Raw genomic sequence first — 18,959 nt, forward strand, 5'->3', positions numbered from 1 at the left:
CTACATAATAAAGGGGTAGTAAAGAATGCCTAACAGTCAAAAGATTCGTCATTCGTTATCATCTGCGCAGTCTGGTATGTGGTTTGCGCAACAATTAGATCCGCTTAACCCAATTTATAATACTGGGGAATATGTAGAAATAAACGGAAATATTCATCAAGAAATTTTCGAATTAGCTGTACGTAAAGTTGTAATAGAAGCAGAAGCACTTCATGTTCGCTTCGAAGAGGATGAAATTGGCCCATGGCAAGTTATTGAAGAATCACAGTTTTATATGCATTTTATTGACGTTCGTAAAGAAGAAAACCCTGAAGAAGCTGCTAAAGTATGGATGAAAAATGATTTATCTATGCCCGTCGATTTGAAAAAAGATATTTTATTTACGGAAGCACTTATTCAAGTTGAAAATAATCGTTTCTTTTGGTATCAGCGCATCCATCACATTGTGATGGATGGCTATGGATTTTCACTTCTTAGCCAAAAGGTAGCGAATGAGTATACATCACTTATAGAAGAAACAAACAAGAATGAAAAGCCATTTGGTTCTCTTACAAAAGTTGTACAAGAAGATATTGAGTATCGTGAGTCTAAACAATTTCAGGAAGATCGTACTTTTTGGTTAGAAAAGTTTGCTGATGAACCAGAAGTTGTAAGCTTGGCAGAACGAGCACCGAGAACATCAAATGGATTTTCACGAGAAACAGCTTATTTATCTAGTTCTAGCACGAAAACTTTACTAGAAGATATCAATATTTCGTTAACAAGTTGGCCGGAATTCATTGTCGCTGTAACAAGTATTTATATGCATAAATTAACAGGTGAAAATGATATTGTTTTAGGTTTACCGATGATGGGGCGTCTAGGTTCTGTATCTATTCATACACCAAGTATGGTAATGAATTTAGTACCACTGCGTCTCACTGTAACTCCAAATATAACTCTTGCGGAATTATTGCAGCAAGTTTCTAAAGAAATCCGAGATGTACGTCGTCATCATAAATACCGTCACGAGGAATTAAGAAGAGACTTAAAGTTACTAGGTGAAAATCAAAGGTTGTTTGGACCGTTAGTGAATGTTATGCCTTTTGATTACGGGCTTAATTTTGCTGGAAATCGTGGTATTACGCATAACTTATCAGCAGGACCTGTAGATGATTTATCGATAAATGTATATAAACGTTTTGATCAAAATGAGCTAATGATTCATTTTGATGCGAATCCCGAAGTATATAATGGCGCGGAGCTAGCATTGCATAAAGAAAGATTTATGAATCTATTTGAATTAGTAATAAAGAATTATGAGAAAAACGAGTCGATTGGAAAAATAAATATTACTCTGCCTGAAGAAAATCATAAGGTTTTATTAGAATGGAATGAAACGAAGGAAGATGATGAGTTAATCAGTCTACCTATATCATTTGAAAAACAAGTGCAAAAAAATCCAAATAAACTAGCGATTACTTGTGACGGTATAAACCTTACGTATAAAGAGCTAAATGAACGAGCGAATGAACTAGCACATTATTTAGTAGGAGAAGGAATACGACCAAATCAGTTTGTAGCTTTAGTATTCCCTAGATCAATAGAAATGGTAGTTAGTATGCTAGCAGTCTTAAAGGCTGGTGCAGCATATTTACCAATAGATCCAGAATACCCAGCAGAAAGAGTTAATTATATAGTAGATGATGCAAAACCAGTTTGTATCATAACACATTCATCTGTTTCATCTAAGTTAGTTATAGAAAATGGTATGAAAAAAATTGTATTAGATGGCGAAGAAACGAAACTAGCGTTACATACATATTCTCGTATGAATATAGCATGTAAGAATGATGTATTACTTTTAAACCCAGCCTATACAATATATACTTCAGGCTCAACAGGAAACCCAAAAGGTGTAATTGTTCCTATGAGAGGTTTAAGTAACTTTTTAATGGCTATGCAACAAAAGTTTTCGTTAAATGAAAATGATCATTTATTAGCAGTTACAACTTTTGCGTTTGATATTTCTGCTCTAGAAATTTATTTACCTCTTATTAGTGGTGCAAGTTTAACAATTGCGCAAAAAGAAGACATACAAGAGCCTTCTGCATTAACGACACTTTTACAAGAAGAAAGAGTGACCGTTATGCAGGCTACACCGACGCTTTGGCAGGCGTTAGTAACTGATTATCCAGAGAAGCTACAAGGGCTAAACATACTTGTTGGTGGTGAAGCTCTTCCAGCGCATTTAGCAAATAAATTAAAAGAATTAGGTTGCTCAATAACTAATTTATATGGACCAACTGAAACGACGATTTGGTCTACTTTCATGAACATTGATGAAAGTGAAAAGGGTATACCTCCTATTGGAAAGCCAATTTCCAATACAGAAGTGTATGTATTGGATGCAGGGTTACAACCAGTTCCACCTGGAGTTATTGGTGAATTATATATTGCAGGGGAAGGACTTGCAAGCGGATATTTAGGAAAACCTGAGTTAACAGCTGAACGGTTTGTTGCAAATCCTTATGGAGAATCAGGGAAGCGCATGTACCGTACAGGAGATCTTGTGAAATGGCGTAGTGATGGTGCGTTAGAGTACATTAGTCGCGCAGATCATCAAATTAAAATTCGTGGATTCCGAATTGAATTAGCTGAAATTGAAACGGTATTACAACGACATGAAAATATTCAACAAGCGGTAGTAATGGTACGAGAAGATCGTCCAAATGATAAACGCATCATTGCATATATCATTGCAGAAGAAAAGGAACCGATTAATCTTTCAGAAATTCGTTCTTATGTTTCAGAAAGTTTAGCGAATTATATGATACCATCGGCATTTGTTGTGCTAGAAGAATTACCATTAACGCCAAATGGTAAGGTTGACAGAAAGAAATTACCTGCGCCTAATTTTAATGGAATGAACAATGAGAGGGTTGCTAGAAATCCGAAAGAAGAAATATTATGTGATTTATTTGCAGAAGTACTTGGTGTTTCTCGAATTAGTATTGATGATAATTTCTTTGAAATGGGTGGACATTCCCTTCTTGCATCTCGTTTAATGGCAAGAATTCGTGAAACGTTAAGTGTGGAATTAGGTATCGGGAAACTATTTGAATCACCAACTGTTGCCGAACTGGCGAAACAATTAAACCATGCAAAAAGTGCAAGACCAGCTATTCAGAAAGCAAGTAGGCCAAATGAAGTTCCACTTTCATTTGCACAGCGCAGGTTATGGTTCTTAAATTGTTTAGAAGGTCCAAGTCCTACTTATAATATTCCGCTAGTCATTCGTATGAATGGAATATTGAATGAGGAAGCATTACAAGGTGCTTTTTATGATGTAGTTGAGAAACATGAAACACTTAGAACAATTTTCCCTAACGTATTAGGTAGTTCCTATCAGAAAATTTTAGATATGGAAAACTTAAATCTAGAAATGATTATAACAAAAACATGTAAAGATGAATTAGAAAGTGTACTTTCAGAGGCGGTAAGATATAGTTTTAACCTCGATATTGAGCCGGCAGTTCGTTTGCAACTTTTTACAGTGAGTGAAAACGAACATGTATTATTAATTTTATTACATCATATTGTAGGTGATGGCTGGTCATTACAGCCGTTAACGAGAGATTTTACAGCGGCGTATAAAGCACGATGTCAAGGTGACAGAGTTCAGCTGGAGACACTTCCAGTTCAATACGCAGATTATGCACTTTGGCAACAACAATTGCTAGGTGATGAAACGACACCAGAGAGTCTTATTTCAACACAATTAGATTTTTGGAAAGAAGAACTTAAAGGTTTACCAGATCAAATGGAGTTACCTACAGATTTCCAGCGTCCAATTGAGACGAGTTACCGCGGGGAAACAATTCATTTTCATATAGATGAAGGTATGCATAGTAGGTTAGTAGAGCTTGCACGTAAAAATGGAGTTAGTTTGTTTATGGTGTTACAAGCAGGGCTTAGTGCACTATTTACAAGATTAGGTGCAGGCACTGATATACCAATTGGAAGTCCCATTGCTGGAAGAAATGATGATGTACTTTCAGATATTGTTGGTTTATTTGTAAATACATTAGTGTTACGTACAAATACTTCAGAAGATCCAAGTTTTAAAGAATTATTAAATAGAGTGAAGCAGGTAAATCTTGCAGCTTATGAAAATCAAGATGTTCCATTTGAAAGGCTTGTTGAAGTGTTAAATCCAGTACGTACTCGAAACAGCCACCCGTTGTTTCAGGTTATGTTAGCTTTTCAAAATACACCAGAAGCAACGTTTCATGTACCAGGTTTAGAAGCGATCCTTGAAATTCAAAGCGTCGGTTCTGCGAAATTTGATTTAACATTTGAAATTAGTGAGAGTAACGGGGATGATGGTACTCCGAACGGTTTACATGGATTACTAGAGTTTAGTACCGATTTATATAAACGTGAAACGGTTCAAAAACTAATAGAACGATTCATTTTGTTATTAGATGATGCGGCGACAAATCCGGATCAATCCATTGGCAGATTAGAAATATTAACTTTAGCAGAGAAAAATACAGTATTAGAAAAGTGGAATGGTGGTTTTCAAATTGCACCAGAAATGACATTGCCACAATTATTTGAAAAACAGTCTCATATAAATCCAAATTCTATTGCTGTTGTCTTTGAAGATAAGAAATTAACTTATGAAGAGTTAAATAGAAAAGCAAATAAAATAGCTCGATTCCTAATAGCAAAAGGGATTGGTCCTGATCAACTCGTTGCTTTAGCGATGCCAAGATCATTAAACATGGTGGTAAGCTTATTAGCTGTTCTTAAAGCTGGTGCTGGATACCTTCCGTTAGATCCAGATTACCCAGCAGATCGTATTTCATTTATGCTACACGATGCGAAACCATCATGTGTTTTAACGAATTCAGAAGTGGAAATTGAATGTGACGAGGCACTAAAAGTTTTAGTTGATGATGTGAAAGTAATAGCAGAAGTTGAGAAATATAGTGAAGACAATATTGATGAAGTGGAACGAATTAAGCTATTATCTCCATCACATATTGCTTACGTTATTTATACATCAGGCTCAACGGGTAGACCGAAAGGCGTTATGATACCTCATCAAAATGTAGTAAGACTTTTAGGGGCAACTGATCATTGGTTCCAGTTTGACGGAAACGATGTTTGGACGATGTTCCATTCATACGCTTTTGATTTCTCGGTTTGGGAAATTTGGGGACCTTTATTATACGGAGGGCGTTTAGTTGTAGTGCCACATACTGTAAGTCGCTCGCCGAAAGAATTTTTACAGCTTCTTGTTAAAGAAAAGGTTACGGTTTTAAATCAAACTCCATCAGCGTTCTATCAATTGATGCAAGCAGATCGTGAAAATGAAGAGATTGGCCAAAAATTATCTTTACGATATGTTGTTTTTGGAGGAGAAGCACTTGAGCTAAGTCGCTTAGAAGATTGGTATAGTCGACATCCTCATAATGCACCAAAGCTTATTAATATGTACGGTATTACGGAGACGACAGTGCATGTTAGTTATATTGAATTAGATGAAACTATCGTCTCTTTACGAGCAAATAGTTTAATTGGGTGCAGTATACCTGACCTTAAAGTGTATGTGTTAGACAACTATTTACAACCAGTGCCACCTGGAGTAGTTGGAGAAATGTATGTTGCAGGTGCAGGGCTTGCGCGTGGATATTTAGGAAGAGCAGGATTAACGGCTGAACGCTTTATCGCAGATCCATTTGGCAAGCCAGGTACAAGAATGTATCGTACAGGAGACTTAGCTCGCTGGCGTAAAGATGGGACGCTAGATTATATAGGACGTGCAGATCATCAAATAAAAATTCGTGGATTCCGAATTGAATTAGGAGAAATAGAAGCAGTCATAATGAAGCACCCTAAAGTTGAGCAAGTAGCCGTTATTGTACGGGAAGATCAACCAGGGGATAAACGGTTAGTTTCTTATATCGTCGCATCAAATGATGAAGAGATTGATACGAATGAAATGCGTCAGTTTGCTAGTGGTAGTTTACCAGATTATATGGTTCCATACGCTTTTGTAGTAGTAAATGAGTTACCTTTAACTCCAAACGGTAAATTAGATAGAAAGGCATTGCCAGCTCCAGAATTTATCGCATCATCTTCTAGTCGTGGTCCAAGAACACCGCAAGAAGAAATGTTATGTGACTTGTTTACAGAAGTGCTAAGTGTACCTCAAATTGGAATTGATGACGGATTTTTTGATCTTGGTGGGCATTCACTCCTTGCAGTACAGCTTATGAGCCGCATTAAAGAGGCGCTTGGAGTGGAACTAAACATTGGCACTTTATTTGCAGCACCGACTGTTGCAGGGTTAGCTGAAAGACTTGAGATGGGGAATGGTCAAAGTGCACTTGATGTGTTGCTTCCATTACGAGCAAGCGGGGATCAATTACCACTATTTTGTGTACATCCAGCAGGTGGATTAAGTTGGTGCTATGCAGGACTTATGAAATCTTTAGGAACAGATTATCCAATCTATGGTGTACAAGCACGTGGTATTGCTAAAAATGAAGAACTTCCAAAAACTTTAGAGGAGATGGCGGCGGATTACTTGAAACACGTTCGTGAAGTACAGCCTCATGGACCATATCGTTTACTAGGCTGGTCGCTTGGAGGAAATGTTGTGCATGCAATGGCGGCGCAACTACAAAATGGAGGGGAAGAAGTAGAATTACTCGTTATGCTTGATTCTTATCCTGGACACTTCTTACCGAATACGGAAGCGCCTACTGAAGAGGAAGCGTTAATAGCATTACTTGCTTTAGGCGGATATGACCCAGATAACATGGATGGTAAACCACTTACAATGGAAAGTGCAGTTGAAATCCTTCGTAAAGATGGAAGTGCATTAGCAAGTCTTGAAGAAGAGACTATATTGAATTTGAAAGAAACATATGTAAATTCAGTAGGGTTGTTAGGGAAGTATGTACCGAAAGTTTATAACGGAGATATCTTATTCTTTAGATCTACTGTTATACCAGATTGGTTTGATCCTATTTCTCCAAATACGTGGCTAAATTATTTAGACGGGCAAATTGTGCAGCACGATATTGATTGTAGACATAAAGATCTATGTCAGCCAGGTCCACTCACGGAAATTGGACAAGTATTAGCGAAATATTTGCAGAATAAGAAAGGGGTAAGTAGAGTATGACGAATCCATTTGAAAATGATAATTACACATATAAAGTATTAATAAATGAGGAGGGCCAGTATTCTCTCTGGCCTGCTTTTCTCGATGTACCTATTGGCTGGAATGTCGTATATGAAGAAGCTAGTAGGCAGAGCTGCTTAGAATATGTTGAATATAACTGGAAAGATTTGAATCCGAAAAGTAATCAAGTTCGCGAAAAAACATTAGCAGGAAAACGATAATGAAAGCAAAACTAAATCCAAAAGTAGTTGTAAGTATCGTGTATATAACTGCGATGTTTATGGCTGCGATGGACGCAACGATTGTAAATGTAGCACTGCAAACGATAAGTAGAGAACTACAAGTACCTGCATCTGCAATGGGGACGGTTAATGTTGGGTATTTAGTTAGTTTAGCTGTTTTCCTTCCGATTTCTGGTTGGTTAGGAGATCGTTTTGGGACGAAAAGAGTATTTTTAATTGCTCTTTTCGTATTTACAATCGCTTCTGCTTTATGCGGAATGGCTAACGATATTACTTCATTGAATATTTTTCGTATCATTCAAGGTGCTGGTGGAGGACTTTTAACACCGGTCGGAATGGCGATGTTATTTCGAACATTTTCACCAAAGGAAAGACCGAAGATTTCCCGGTTCATTGTACTTCCAATTGCTGTAGCGCCAGCAGTTGGGCCTATCATCGGTGGTTTCTTTGTAGATCAAATGTCTTGGCGTTGGGCATTTTATATTAATGTACCGTTTGGAATCGTTGCATTGCTATTTGGACTTCTATTTTTAGCAGAGCATGTTGAAAAATCAGCTGGTCGCTTTGATTCTCTTGGCTTTATTTTATCAGCACCAGGATTTGCGATGCTCATATATGCACTCAGCCAGGGACCATCAAAAGGGTGGATTTCTCCAGAAATTATGAGTACCGGGGTAGCTGGGCTTGTATTCATTGCGTTGTTTATAATCGTAGAACTGAAAGTAAAGCAACCGATGTTAGATTTACGCTTATTAAAAGAACCAGTATTTAGAAAGATGAGCATTATATCATTATTTTCATCAGCTGGTTTATTAGGAATGTTATTTGTTTTTCCACTTATGTATCAAAATGTGATAGGAGTTTCCGCGCTAGAATCAGGACTTACGACATTTCCAGAGGCGATTGGATTAATGATTTCTTCACAAATTGTGCCATGGTCATATAAGAAATTAGGAGCTCGAAAGGTAATTTCTATTGGATTAATATGTACGGCGGTTATATTTGTTTTATTGAGTTTTGTAAATCACGATACGAATCCGTGGCAAATCCGGGCATTATTGTTTGGCATTGGTATTTTCTTAGGTCAATCTGTCGGTGCAGTTCAATTTTCTGCCTTTAACAATATCACGCCGCCTTCTATGGGGAGAGCGACTACTATATTCAATGTGCAAAATCGATTAGGTTCAGCAATAGGAGTAGCTGTTTTAGCTAGTATACTAGCTGGTTTTGGAAGTAATAACGTTCAATCCGATTTTTTACCATATCAAGCAGCATTAATTGGATCAGCAATATTTTTGCTCATAGCACTACTATTTTCTTTACGTATTTCCGATAAAGAGGTAATGTCAAAGAAGAAAGAAAAAACATTATCAGTATCAGAAAAAGAGAAAGTACTTGTCAATGAATAACAATATACGTATGCTTTTTTATGAAAATTGATATTCGTTGAATAAAGGAGAGTTTACATGATAGAAAGTAAAGTTGTAGATTCTATTCCAACTTTGAATGAGAATGATTGTCAAATATGGTGGGCAAGAATTTCAGATTTACAATCATGGCATTACAATTTACTAAATAATATAGAGCGAGAGAAAGCAAATTCGTATCATCATTCGGCAGATCGAGCTCGTTTTATAATAGGTTGCGTAATTAGTAGATTAGTTCTCGGCAAGATACTTTCTATGTCACCAGTCCAAGTACCAATTGATCGAATGTGTTCCGTATGTAAATTGCAGCATGGAAGACCACAATTACCAGAAGGTATGCCGCAATTATCTGTTTCGCATTCAGGTGAGTGGGTTGTCGTTGCATTTACAAAATCTGCACCTGTTGGCATAGATGTAGAACAAATGAATCCAAATGTAGATGTTATGAAAATGGCAGAAGGTGTATTAACAGACATTGAAATAGCACAAGTTATGAAACTGCCAAATGAACAGAAAATAGAAGGTTTTTTAACATATTGGACTCGAAAAGAAGCGGTGTTGAAAGCGACAGGTGAAGGACTAATGATTCCACCAGTACATATTACAGTATCAGCTCCAAATAATCCTCCAAGATTGTTAGTTTTTAAGGATAAGCAAGAGTTGGCAAATAATACAATGATGGAAGATGTAAGGCCTAGTTTAGATTATATGGCTTCTGTTGCAATATTCAGTAAGGAAGTGACTGAAATTACGCAATTAGACGCGGTAGCACTTTTAAATCTTAAATAAAAAATTATAGAAGAGGTGTTCCTCATGTTAGTGGCGGAAAATAGAAAGAATGAATTCACTTATAATATACAAGCAATTAAAAATATTTTATTTTCTGGAGATACATCATCCATTCACGCTTTAGAAAAGCTTTTAAATGATACAGTTCAGTTTGATGTTCTTGAACAAGAGGCACTTGGTAGACAGTACATTCCGAAAGAAGCAAAGAATTTCTTTGATAAAGATGGAACATTTCTTTACCGTGTATCTAATGTTAGTTATAAAGGTAAGGTTTTATCTGAAAATCTAATTTTTGCAGACACTTCGTTTTTACCGGACGCAATAAAGAGTGAATTAGAGAGTGGAAATATTCCTGTTGAAAAGCTTATAGAAAAGATGGAAGTAAGAAGAAACGTATTATATGAAGGATATCAGCCATCTGGAAATATTATCGAATTGTTTGATGGATGTTCTGTTACAGCGAATGTGTATCCAACTAGAAAGTATCAAATTGTAAGTAACTGCAAATGTGTATTTTATATTTGTGAAGTGTACCATGCAGAGAATATAAAGCAATTGCTTAAATGAAAACAAGAAACCAGCCTATAAAATGGCTGGTTTCTTGTTTATTTAACAGCTTCTTTTAATTCTTTACCTGCTTTAAATGCAGGAACTTTACCAGCTGCGATTTGAATTTCTTCGCCAGTTTGCGGATTACGTCCTGTACGAGCAGATCTTTCGCGCACTTCAAAAGTTCCAAATCCGATTAATTGAACTTTATCGCCAGATTGTAATGCATTAGCAATTGTGTCAAATACGGATTGTACAGCTGCAGAAGCGTCCTTTTGAGAAATATCAGCTGATTGTGCTACGTTTTTAATTAATTCTGTTTTGTTCATGTTTTCACCTCATAAAAAAATTTTTGGAATGAATGTTTTAGTATAATAGATAGTAAAGATAAAGCTATCACTATGATTAGAAAGAATACTATATAATTATGTTAATTTCGTTGCAAGAGACTGAATCCCTTCTATTATTTAGGGATTAATTAAGAATCGATGCATATAAAAAGCTTAAGTATGAGGATGAGGGGGAGTATAGGAATGATTTTTCGTGAAAAAAATGAGAAGGAAAGTATATTAATTCGTCAACATGATCATGGTTTTTTAGCTGGAGAGATTGCAAAGCATATAAAAGAGGACTTTTTTGAAGGTAAAACATATTTAAAAGAAACAGTTGATGCAATATATGAGCATGACAGAGGATGGATAGAGCTTGATAAAGTACCAATTTTGAATGATGCTAAAAATATTCCATATACATTTATGGATTGTCCAAGCCCATTACGTTTTGTTTTTTATACGATTGGTTTGAATGAAATTGAAAATTCTAATCCATACGGGGCATTGCTTTGCAGTAAACATTTTTTATCATTTCCACTAAACGAGGAAGATGAAGAGATGATGTCATTTTATAAACATGAATTAGAACGACAAAAAAGAATTTTGAAAACGTCAACAAAGGAACAGTTTGCGATGTTTGATAAACATTATAGATTATTAAAGTTTTGTGATGAACTTTCTTTATACGTATGTATGAATAAGCCTGGTGTAAAAAAGAAAGATGAAATTGATTTATTTAAAGATGGTTTTGAAGGAACAGAAATGTTTAATAGTAAGGAGGAGAAACTTATTCAAGCTGAATGGGTAGACGAGGAAACAATTCGGATTACACCATTTCCATTTCAAACGGAATTTCATACGTATGTAAAATATAAAACGATAAATAAACAGGAAATGAAAGGAAAAGGGATTGCAAAGGCTGATAGAGAATCGGAAATGAAGAAACAAACCATTCGTTTCATACAATAAGGAGGTAATATAAATTGAAAGACTATATATTAAAACAGTGTGATTACCATGCTTGGGCTAATACTAGATTATTCAATCGATTAAAAGAGTTACCAAACTATGAGACAATTTTTAATGAGCAGATACAGAGTGTATTCCCATCCATTAAGGATACTTTTGTGCATATTTATATTACAGATCAAGTGTGGTTACACATATTGCATAGTAAAAGTATGAATGAAGCAATACAAGACCGAGAAGATTTACGAAAACAAATTGAAACTAAATCGTTACATGAATTAGAAAAAATGTTTGAAAACATGGCAAATCAATATAAAGACTTTTTAATTACAATACAAGACGTGAATGCTGTATTTGTTATTGAGAACCCATATGCAGGGGCATTAGAAACTTCAATTTTAGAGTTAGTACAACATGTCGTAAATCATGGTACATATCATAGAGGAAATATAACAGCGATGATTCGTCAACTTGGTCATTCGTCGACAATGATGGATTTTGTACTGTATTTACATATGGTTAAAAAGCATGGAGAGTAATATAGTTTGTAAGAAGGAGAGGCTTTAATTATAGAAGTCTCTCCTTCTATTTTATTCCGCATTCATGGTAGATCGACTGATTAAAGTTTTCTTAAGAAGCTTTATTTTCTTGTAATTGCTTAGCGTATTGTACAGCCTTAAATGCATTGACTCTACCATTTTTCCAGTACGTACCTGTACCACTAATTTTATCAGAAGTTGACTCAATAATTTGGCGAATTTGTGTATTGCTATATCCTTGATTTGCTAAAAGAGCAGCGACTCCTGCAACATGAGGTGTTGCCATAGAAGTACCACTTAATGATTGATACGAGCTTCCTTTATAAGTGGAGTATATATTTGAACCTGGTGCTGCAACATCTACCCAGCTACCATAAGTAGAAAATGAAGATTTCTTATCTGCTTGATCTGTAGAAGCAACTGCAATTACTTCGCTGTAATAAGCAGGGTAATTAGCTTTTGTATTTCCAGCATTTCCAGCAGCTGCAACTATAACAGAGCCTTTATTCCATGCATATTGAACGGCTTGTTGTAATGCAGTACCACCATTTGGAGCTCCTAAACTTAAACTAATTACTTTTGCCCCCGAATCAGCAGCTTCTCGAATACCTTGCGCTACAGCATCAAGTGTACCACTTCCTTGATTATCTAATACGCGGACAGCATAAATTGAAGTTTGTGGGGCAACACCAGCAATTCCGACACTGTTATTCGTAAGGGCTCCAGTAATTCCAGCGCAATGTGTACCATGACCATTACCATCATCAGATGTATTGTCGTTATCAACATAATCATGCCCGTAAATTACTTTCGAAGCCAAATCAGGGTGTGAGCCTTGAACTCCTGTATCAATAATAGCTACTTTTACACCAGGATCACTTCGTTGGCTATCCCAAGCTTGTGGAGCTTGAATCTTTTGCAATCCATATTGATTTTTAAAATATGGGTCGTTCGGAGTCCAAAAGGCGTGAACGTAATAATTCGGTTCTGCATATTCTACATCTGGATTATTTTTATAACTCTTTATTTTTTCTTTTACAGTACCTTTCGAAAATTGAACGACTTCAAAACCTAACTTATCATCTTTAGATAAGACATTAGCTCCGACAGATTTATGAAAAGATTGCACGTTACTTAAAGATGCATTTTGCTTGAACTTAACGATTAATTGGTTAGGAACGTAATCAGTAGATGATGTTTCAGCGCTTGAAGTATTCGTGTTAAAGAAGAAACCACCAATAATAAATGATAAAACAGATAGGAAAACAATGATTTTGTTTTTCAAAAGATTTTTCCTCCCTTTTCTTGGATAAGTTTTTCAGCGACGCTTTAATGTCGCATTCCTTTTCAACTATATAGTTAGACCATACGATTTATGTCATTTATTTGAAAAACTTTTAGTGGAATAAAAAAGGGAAAGATTGATATAAATATATTTTTAATGATATTTACTGAGTAAGAAAACAAAAAAAGGAATGCTCATTATGTATGAGTCATTCCTTTATTATTGATTAACTTGCCTGTTTTTTATGACTTTCTTTTAATTTCTCTGCTTGTAAAAAGCGATTCGTTTCAGCGACAACAATACTACTTAATCCAATTAGACCAATTAAGTTTGGAATTGCCATAAGTCCATTTGCAATATCCGCAAATGTCCATACGATGCCTAATTTTAAATTCGCACCAATAGCAATCATGATGATAAAGATTGCTTTATAATATTTAACAGCACTTTCTCCGAATAAATAAGCTACACATTTTTCTCCATAATACGACCAGCCTAAAATAGTAGAGTAGGCAAATAAAATAATTGCGATACCGAGAATCATACTACCAGCAGTACCGAATACAGATTGGAATGCAAGTGTTGTAGCTTCAACGCCAGTTTTACCTGATTTCCATGCACCTGTTGTAATTAATACAAGTCCTGTAATTGTACATACAATAAACGTATCTAGAAAAGTACCGGTCATAGAAACTAATGCTTGCTTTGCAGGTGAATCTGTTTTTGCAGCCGCCGCGGCAATAGGGGCACTCCCTAAACCAGCCTCGTTCGCAAATACACCGCGCGCCATTCCGATTTGAATAGCTGATGCAACTGTTGCTCCGATAAAACCACCAGCAGCTGCAGTACCAGTAAATGCACCAGAAAAAATAAGTGAAAATGCTTCTGGAATTTGATCGTAGTGATAGAAAATAATAATAAGGCCAGCAATGATATAAAAGAAAGCTTTAATAGGAACGATATATCCTGTCACTTTCCCGATTTTTTTAACTCCGCCTAAAATAACAATAGCGATTAAAAACGACATCAATATACCAGTTAGAGCAGGGGGGAAAGAGAAATTAATTCGCATTGCCTCTGCAACTGAGTTAGATTGCACCATATTACCGATACCGAAAGAAGCAGTTGTACCGAATATGGCGAATAAAACAGCAAGCCATTTCTTTCCTAAACCACGTTCTAAATAGTACATTGGTCCACCCGAATATTCGCCATTTTCATTACTAACACGGTATTTCACCGCAAGAATTGCTTCGGCATACTTTGTTGCCATCCCGAACAAAGCAGTAATCCACATCCAAAAGATTGCACCGGGACCACCGATTGTCACAGCTGTTGCAACACCAGCGATATTTCCCATACCAATCGTTGCCGCCATAGCTGTCATAAGCGCTTGGAAGTGGCTAATATCTCCAGAAGAAGATGTATCTTCTGATTTTTTAAAAGCTAGTTTGTGAGCGTATAATAGTTTACTAAACTGTAAACCTTTTAAACGCACTGTGAGAATGATACCAGTACCAACGAGTAACAACAACGTTGGTAGTCCCCACACATAGTGATTGATTTGTTCTAACACTTTACTTACTGTCTCCATCTGTATTCTCCTTTTTTAGAAAAAAATAAAAACCACTTCAAGTAAATGAAATGGTCTCTGGAGAAACAAGGGATAGAAAAATAAACCGATACAAATCGGCATTTTCTTTCGCTTGTCTCTGTCCTTTTACCTGAGAGATTATCCGCTATAGTAGCGGATTTGCTCCTTCGGTGCTCGTTTTCCTCTGCGCTATATAAAGCGAAAGGGAGTCTCTCCAGAGATTCGTCCCCATGCAGTTCTACTTGTAACCAAGACCTGAGAGTTTCAAAGTTGGTTTTACAACTTTTTGCCCCGTCGGTAGATCAATAGACCTTCTCCTGAATGGTTCATCCGAATTATAAAATTTACAAACACATTGATTGTAAATCAATAAAAATATTATAGACAGACAAATTGTAAATTGCAATCATTTTTTATTTTAAAATAGTAAATAGTTTTATTTTTTTGTAAGTCCTAATTTATCTTCAACTTCATATAAAGTAGATAAAGCGATGACAATATGTTGATCCGCAAGTCCTAAAGCTTGTTTTGTTTTTTCAATAGTTTCATTGGTTGGAGTAGAGTTATTTGCTCCGTCTATAATCAAATTTGCTGCATTTTTCATGAAATTTGATGCGGATTTAAACTGAGTTGTGAATTGAAGTAGTTGTTTTTGTATATCTATATCTGTTATGTTTTCTTCAATTTTAAGTGTGTCTATTTCGTTCATAATTGTTTCATACTGCTTGGAAACGGCATTCATTGTAACTAATAGTTTATTTCGATCTACTGAATCTCCATTCGTGTTAATCTCTTCCCAGGCAGGCAACCAATCTTTTTCAATGATTTCATTATAATTAGTAGTCAATTCATTAATTTTAGGTTGTAATTTCGTTTTGAAAGTTTTTGTATCCGCTGTTTCTACAGGTGCTTTTTCGTTGTTATTTTTAACATTAGTAACGTAGAAAATTGTACCGAAAATGATGAAAATAGAAATAATAACTGTCCATTTAGTAAAAAGTAATTTCTGCAATATGTAACGCCTCCAAAATTTAAAAACTTATAATTATAATATATAACAATAATGTTGTTTGGAGTAGAGAAAATAGGTTGGAAATGATTTGAATTATGTCTTTTCTATACATAAATAATTAAAGTTAGTAAAATGATGAAAGTTATATGTGAGAAAAGAGGATTTTTAGTGAAAATGAATAGAAGAAAACTAGTTTCAAGTATTTCAATGGCTATGTTATTAGTTGGTGTAATTGCATTCATATTTATGAATAAAGAATCTAAAATTAAAGGTTTTCCAGTACCAATGTCAGCAATTCATATTAACGATGATAAGGAAGAGGATTATCAATATATAAGTGTAATGCCAATTACAAAGGCGAGTGGATGGGAGAACTTAGGGGAAAACGGGCATACTGTTAGTTTTAAAAAGGGGGAGCGGAAGGTAACTGTATTACATTATCCAGGAGAAATTACGTATTATTTGTTTGAAAAATAATTGATGATAAAAGAGATAGGGAGTAGATGATAATGTAAGATTGTTTACTTTCTATCTTTTTTGGATTTTAATTCTGAATTGTTTGAATTAAAATTATTATGCGTATAGTATAAAATAATATGTTTTATTGAATGATATAGATAATCGGTAATACATAATAATGTTATGTAAACTATAAGCGGGGTAAGAAAGCAAAGCAAGAGATTTTAATTTTTATATTTTAGATGTATTTTTACACGGTAAGTATTCCAATAATCAACTTACAACATTTACGGAGGGCATCAAACTTTGAATAAGTAATGGAGTTGATAACAAAATAAATTAACGTTTGTGTATATGGAAAAATAGAAAGTATGGCGAGTGGGAAATGGATCGAATCATAGGGGGGAATTAAAAATGTTACTAAAAACAATCTACTGTAAGGTGGAAGAAGAGAAAAAAGAATTGTTTTCCAGTGCGCAAGAAAAATGGCATGATATACAACACCTAGATGGTTTTCATGGACAATTTGGTGGATGGAATGAAGATGAGGCATGTGTATTTACTTTATGGGAAGATAGAAGTGTATATCAATCATTTATGAATGCTTCTCACGATACAATTTATTTAAATAGTAATCAAGAGGATACGTTTCTTTCATGTGAAATTGAATTATTTCAAACGTTGTATGATATAACTGATATGCATTTGGAAGATATTGTAATAGAGGGAGCATTCGTAAGAGTTGCTATATGTGATGTAAAGTTGGAAAAGGAAAAGCATTTTTTACATAAGCAAGAAACAATTTGGAATAAAGGAATGGAAAAAGCAAAAGGAATGCTAGGTGGAGTAGTTGGGAAGTCTTTAAAAAATGAAAATCGTTACATAGTGTTAACGTATTGGAAAGATGAAATAGCGCACCAACATTATGTGGAAGAGATTTTCCCAGATTTATATAAATTAGCTAATATTCATGAAGATATAGAAGAGATAAAAGGAAAACAAGCTGTATGTAAGGAAGAATGGCTTGTATATTAAACGCTGAAAAAGTGCATAAATGATTGTATAATAACGATATTTTCTTATAAACAAGTAATTAATAGAAGACGTTATATACCCTTTCATGTTAATATATTTAAGTTATAATAGGAGGCTTACCCTTTTGTATTGTACGGTAGAAGCAGTGTGAGCTTGAAATTTTTTTTAGAAAAGGATGTGCCTAATTTGCGTATCAATAAATTTATTAGTGAAGCTGGAAAAGCGTCTCGACGTGGAGCGGATAAACTAATTAATGAGAGAAGAGTAATTATTAACGGTAAGGTTGCAAAAATTGGTGACCAAGTAAATCCAGGTGATGATGTACGAGTAAATGGAGAGCAGCTTCGAATTGCTCGAGATCACGTATATATCGCTTTAAATAAACCAGTAGGTATTACATGTACGAGTGAAAAAGCTGTAAAAGGTAACATTATCGATTTAGTGAACCATCCTTTACGAATTAGTCACATTGGACGTCTTGATAAAGACTCAGACGGTTTAATTTTGTTAACGAATGATGGTGATATCGTTAATGAAATTTTACGTGCTGAAAACAAACATGAGAAAGAATATATCGTTTCAGTAGATAAGCCAATTACTCCTGATTTCTTAGAGAAAATGGCAGCGGGTGTTAAAATTTTAGGAACAAAAACGCTTCCTTGTGAGATTACACAGCTATCAAAATATGAGTTCCAAATTATTTTAACCCAAGGGCTAAATCGTCAAATTCGCCGTATGTGTGAAGCTTTAGGTTATCAAGTATACACGTTAAAACGTACGAGAATTATGAATATCGAATTGAATAATTTACCAGTTGGACAGTGGAGAGATTTAACGAAGAAAGAGAAAAGACGTCTATTTGCAGACTTAAATTACGAACCACAAGATTGGTAAAATTGTGAAGTGAAACCAAAAAAATTTGGTTTCACTTTTTAAATTAAATAAAAAATTTTTTTAAACACTTGCAAAAATAAAATGAATAAGATATATTAAATAACAATAAATGGATGTTTTACAAAAAGCAAAGAAAAGGACACGAGTTATTTTACCCGGTTATACAGAGAAGGAAGGAAAGCTGAGAACTTCCTAACGCAGAAAAATAACTTACCACCTTAGAGCTGCACTGGGGANAAGAAAAGGACACGAGTTATTTTACCCGGTTATACAGAGAAGGAAGGAAAGCTGAGAACTTCCTAACGCAGAAAAATAACTTACCACCTTAGAGCTGCACTAGGGAAATTAAGTATCTAGTGCCGTGTATGCGACGTTATCGCAAAAGAAGCCATTATGTTTTTTGTGATGGGAATCTGGGTGGAACCACGGATATAAGCATATTCGTCCCTATATTTAGGGATGAATATGCTTTTTTGCATTCAATTTCATAATAAGCGAAGAAAAGGACACGAGTTATTTTACCCGGTTATACAGAGAAGGAAGGAAAGCTGAGAACTTCCTAACGCAGAAAAATAACTTACCACCTTAGAGCTGCNCGAGTTATTTTACCCGGTTATACAGAGAAGGAAGGAAAGCTGAGAACTTCCTAA

14 protein-coding genes and 1 riboswitch are annotated in these 18,959 nt (G+C 35.1%); of the genes, 10 read left to right on the forward strand and 4 right to left on the reverse strand.

Annotation, left to right across the window (positions count from 1 at the left end):
- Positions 1-25: 25 nt before the first annotated feature.
- The 5 genes from ASE54_RS04800 to ASE54_RS04820 are packed head-to-tail and all read left to right on the forward strand — an operon-like array spanning position 26 to position 10,208.
- Positions 26-7,183, forward strand: a complete 7,158-nt coding sequence (locus ASE54_RS04800; protein ID WP_001133920.1) for a non-ribosomal peptide synthetase — start codon at positions 26-28, stop codon at positions 7,181-7,183.
- Positions 7,180-7,404, forward strand: a complete 225-nt coding sequence (locus tag ASE54_RS04805) for an MbtH family protein (RefSeq protein WP_000184057.1) — start codon at positions 7,180-7,182, stop codon at positions 7,402-7,404. Before ASE54_RS04800 ends, ASE54_RS04805 begins: the two co-directional genes overlap by 4 nt.
- On the forward strand, positions 7,404-8,834 hold the full coding sequence (locus ASE54_RS04810; RefSeq protein ID WP_000644938.1) for an MDR family MFS transporter: 1,431 nt from the start codon (positions 7,404-7,406) through the stop codon (positions 8,832-8,834). Before ASE54_RS04805 ends, ASE54_RS04810 begins: the two co-directional genes overlap by 1 nt.
- A 57-nt stretch (positions 8,835-8,891) precedes the next feature.
- The gene (sfp, locus tag ASE54_RS04815) at positions 8,892-9,641 is read left to right on the forward strand and encodes a 4'-phosphopantetheinyl transferase Sfp (protein ID WP_000573014.1); all 750 of its coding nucleotides are present in this window, start codon (positions 8,892-8,894) and stop codon (positions 9,639-9,641) included.
- 24 nt (positions 9,642-9,665) lie between these two features.
- Positions 9,666-10,208, forward strand: coding sequence for a hypothetical protein (locus ASE54_RS04820; RefSeq protein ID WP_000959120.1), 543 nt, complete (start codon positions 9,666-9,668; stop codon positions 10,206-10,208).
- Positions 10,209-10,246: 38 nt separating this feature from the next.
- On the opposite strand, the gene ASE54_RS04825 is transcribed toward ASE54_RS04820, so the two are convergent.
- Positions 10,247-10,519, reverse strand: coding sequence for an HU family DNA-binding protein (locus tag ASE54_RS04825; protein WP_001043905.1), 273 nt, complete (start codon positions 10,517-10,519; stop codon positions 10,247-10,249).
- 204 nt (positions 10,520-10,723) lie between these two features.
- On the opposite strand from ASE54_RS04825, the gene ASE54_RS04830 reads away from it, so the two are divergent.
- Together ASE54_RS04830 and ASE54_RS04835 are read left to right on the forward strand one after the other, a co-directional pair.
- The gene (locus ASE54_RS04830; RefSeq protein ID WP_000577288.1) at positions 10,724-11,491 is read left to right on the forward strand and encodes a DUF3891 family protein; all 768 of its coding nucleotides are present in this window, start codon (positions 10,724-10,726) and stop codon (positions 11,489-11,491) included.
- A gap of 14 nt (positions 11,492-11,505) precedes the next feature.
- Positions 11,506-12,030 carry a DinB family protein gene (locus tag ASE54_RS04835; RefSeq protein WP_000656272.1) on the forward strand — a complete coding sequence of 175 codons (525 nt, stop codon included), beginning with the start codon at positions 11,506-11,508 and terminating at the stop codon, positions 12,028-12,030.
- A gap of 91 nt (positions 12,031-12,121) precedes the next feature.
- Here the strand turns inward: ASE54_RS04835 and ASE54_RS04840 are convergent, their stop codons facing one another.
- The 3 genes from ASE54_RS04840 to ASE54_RS04850 all read right to left on the reverse strand — a co-directional run bounded on the left by ASE54_RS04840 (position 12,122) and on the right by ASE54_RS04850 (position 15,921).
- Positions 12,122-13,315 carry a S8 family peptidase gene (locus tag ASE54_RS04840; RefSeq protein ID WP_000790929.1) on the reverse strand — a complete coding sequence of 398 codons (1,194 nt, stop codon included), beginning with the start codon at positions 13,313-13,315 and terminating at the stop codon, positions 12,122-12,124.
- Between the two features lie 226 nt (positions 13,316-13,541).
- On the reverse strand, positions 13,542-14,909 hold the full coding sequence (locus tag ASE54_RS04845; protein ID WP_000451017.1) for a sodium:alanine symporter family protein: 1,368 nt from the start codon (positions 14,907-14,909) through the stop codon (positions 13,542-13,544).
- Between the two features lie 108 nt (positions 14,910-15,017).
- Positions 15,018-15,137, reverse strand: a riboswitch (glycine riboswitch).
- A 208-nt stretch (positions 15,138-15,345) separates the two neighbouring features.
- A complete protein-coding gene (locus ASE54_RS04850) occupies positions 15,346-15,921 on the reverse strand; it encodes a hypothetical protein (RefSeq protein WP_001170867.1) in 576 nt (191 codons plus the stop codon).
- Positions 15,922-16,053: 132 nt separating this feature from the next.
- On the opposite strand from ASE54_RS04850, the gene ASE54_RS04855 reads away from it, so the two are divergent.
- From ASE54_RS04855 to rluF, 3 genes are all read left to right on the forward strand, one after another.
- Positions 16,054-16,398: a hypothetical protein gene (locus ASE54_RS04855; RefSeq protein ID WP_003278183.1), complete on the forward strand. Its 345-nt coding sequence runs from the start codon at positions 16,054-16,056 to the stop codon at positions 16,396-16,398.
- Positions 16,399-16,794: 396 nt separating this feature from the next.
- Complete coding sequence (locus tag ASE54_RS04860) at positions 16,795-17,415, forward strand: YdbC family protein (protein WP_000925174.1); 621 nt, start codon at positions 16,795-16,797, stop codon at positions 17,413-17,415.
- 186 nt (positions 17,416-17,601) lie between these two features.
- Positions 17,602-18,309: a 23S rRNA pseudouridine(2604) synthase RluF gene (gene rluF, locus ASE54_RS04865; protein ID WP_001222160.1), complete on the forward strand. Its 708-nt coding sequence runs from the start codon at positions 17,602-17,604 to the stop codon at positions 18,307-18,309.
- The last annotated feature ends 650 nt before the right edge of the window (positions 18,310-18,959 follow it).

The organism is Bacillus sp. Root131 (genome assembly GCF_001429475.1).
Lineage (GTDB): Bacteria > Bacillota > Bacilli > Bacillales > Bacillaceae_G > Bacillus_A > Bacillus_A thuringiensis_S.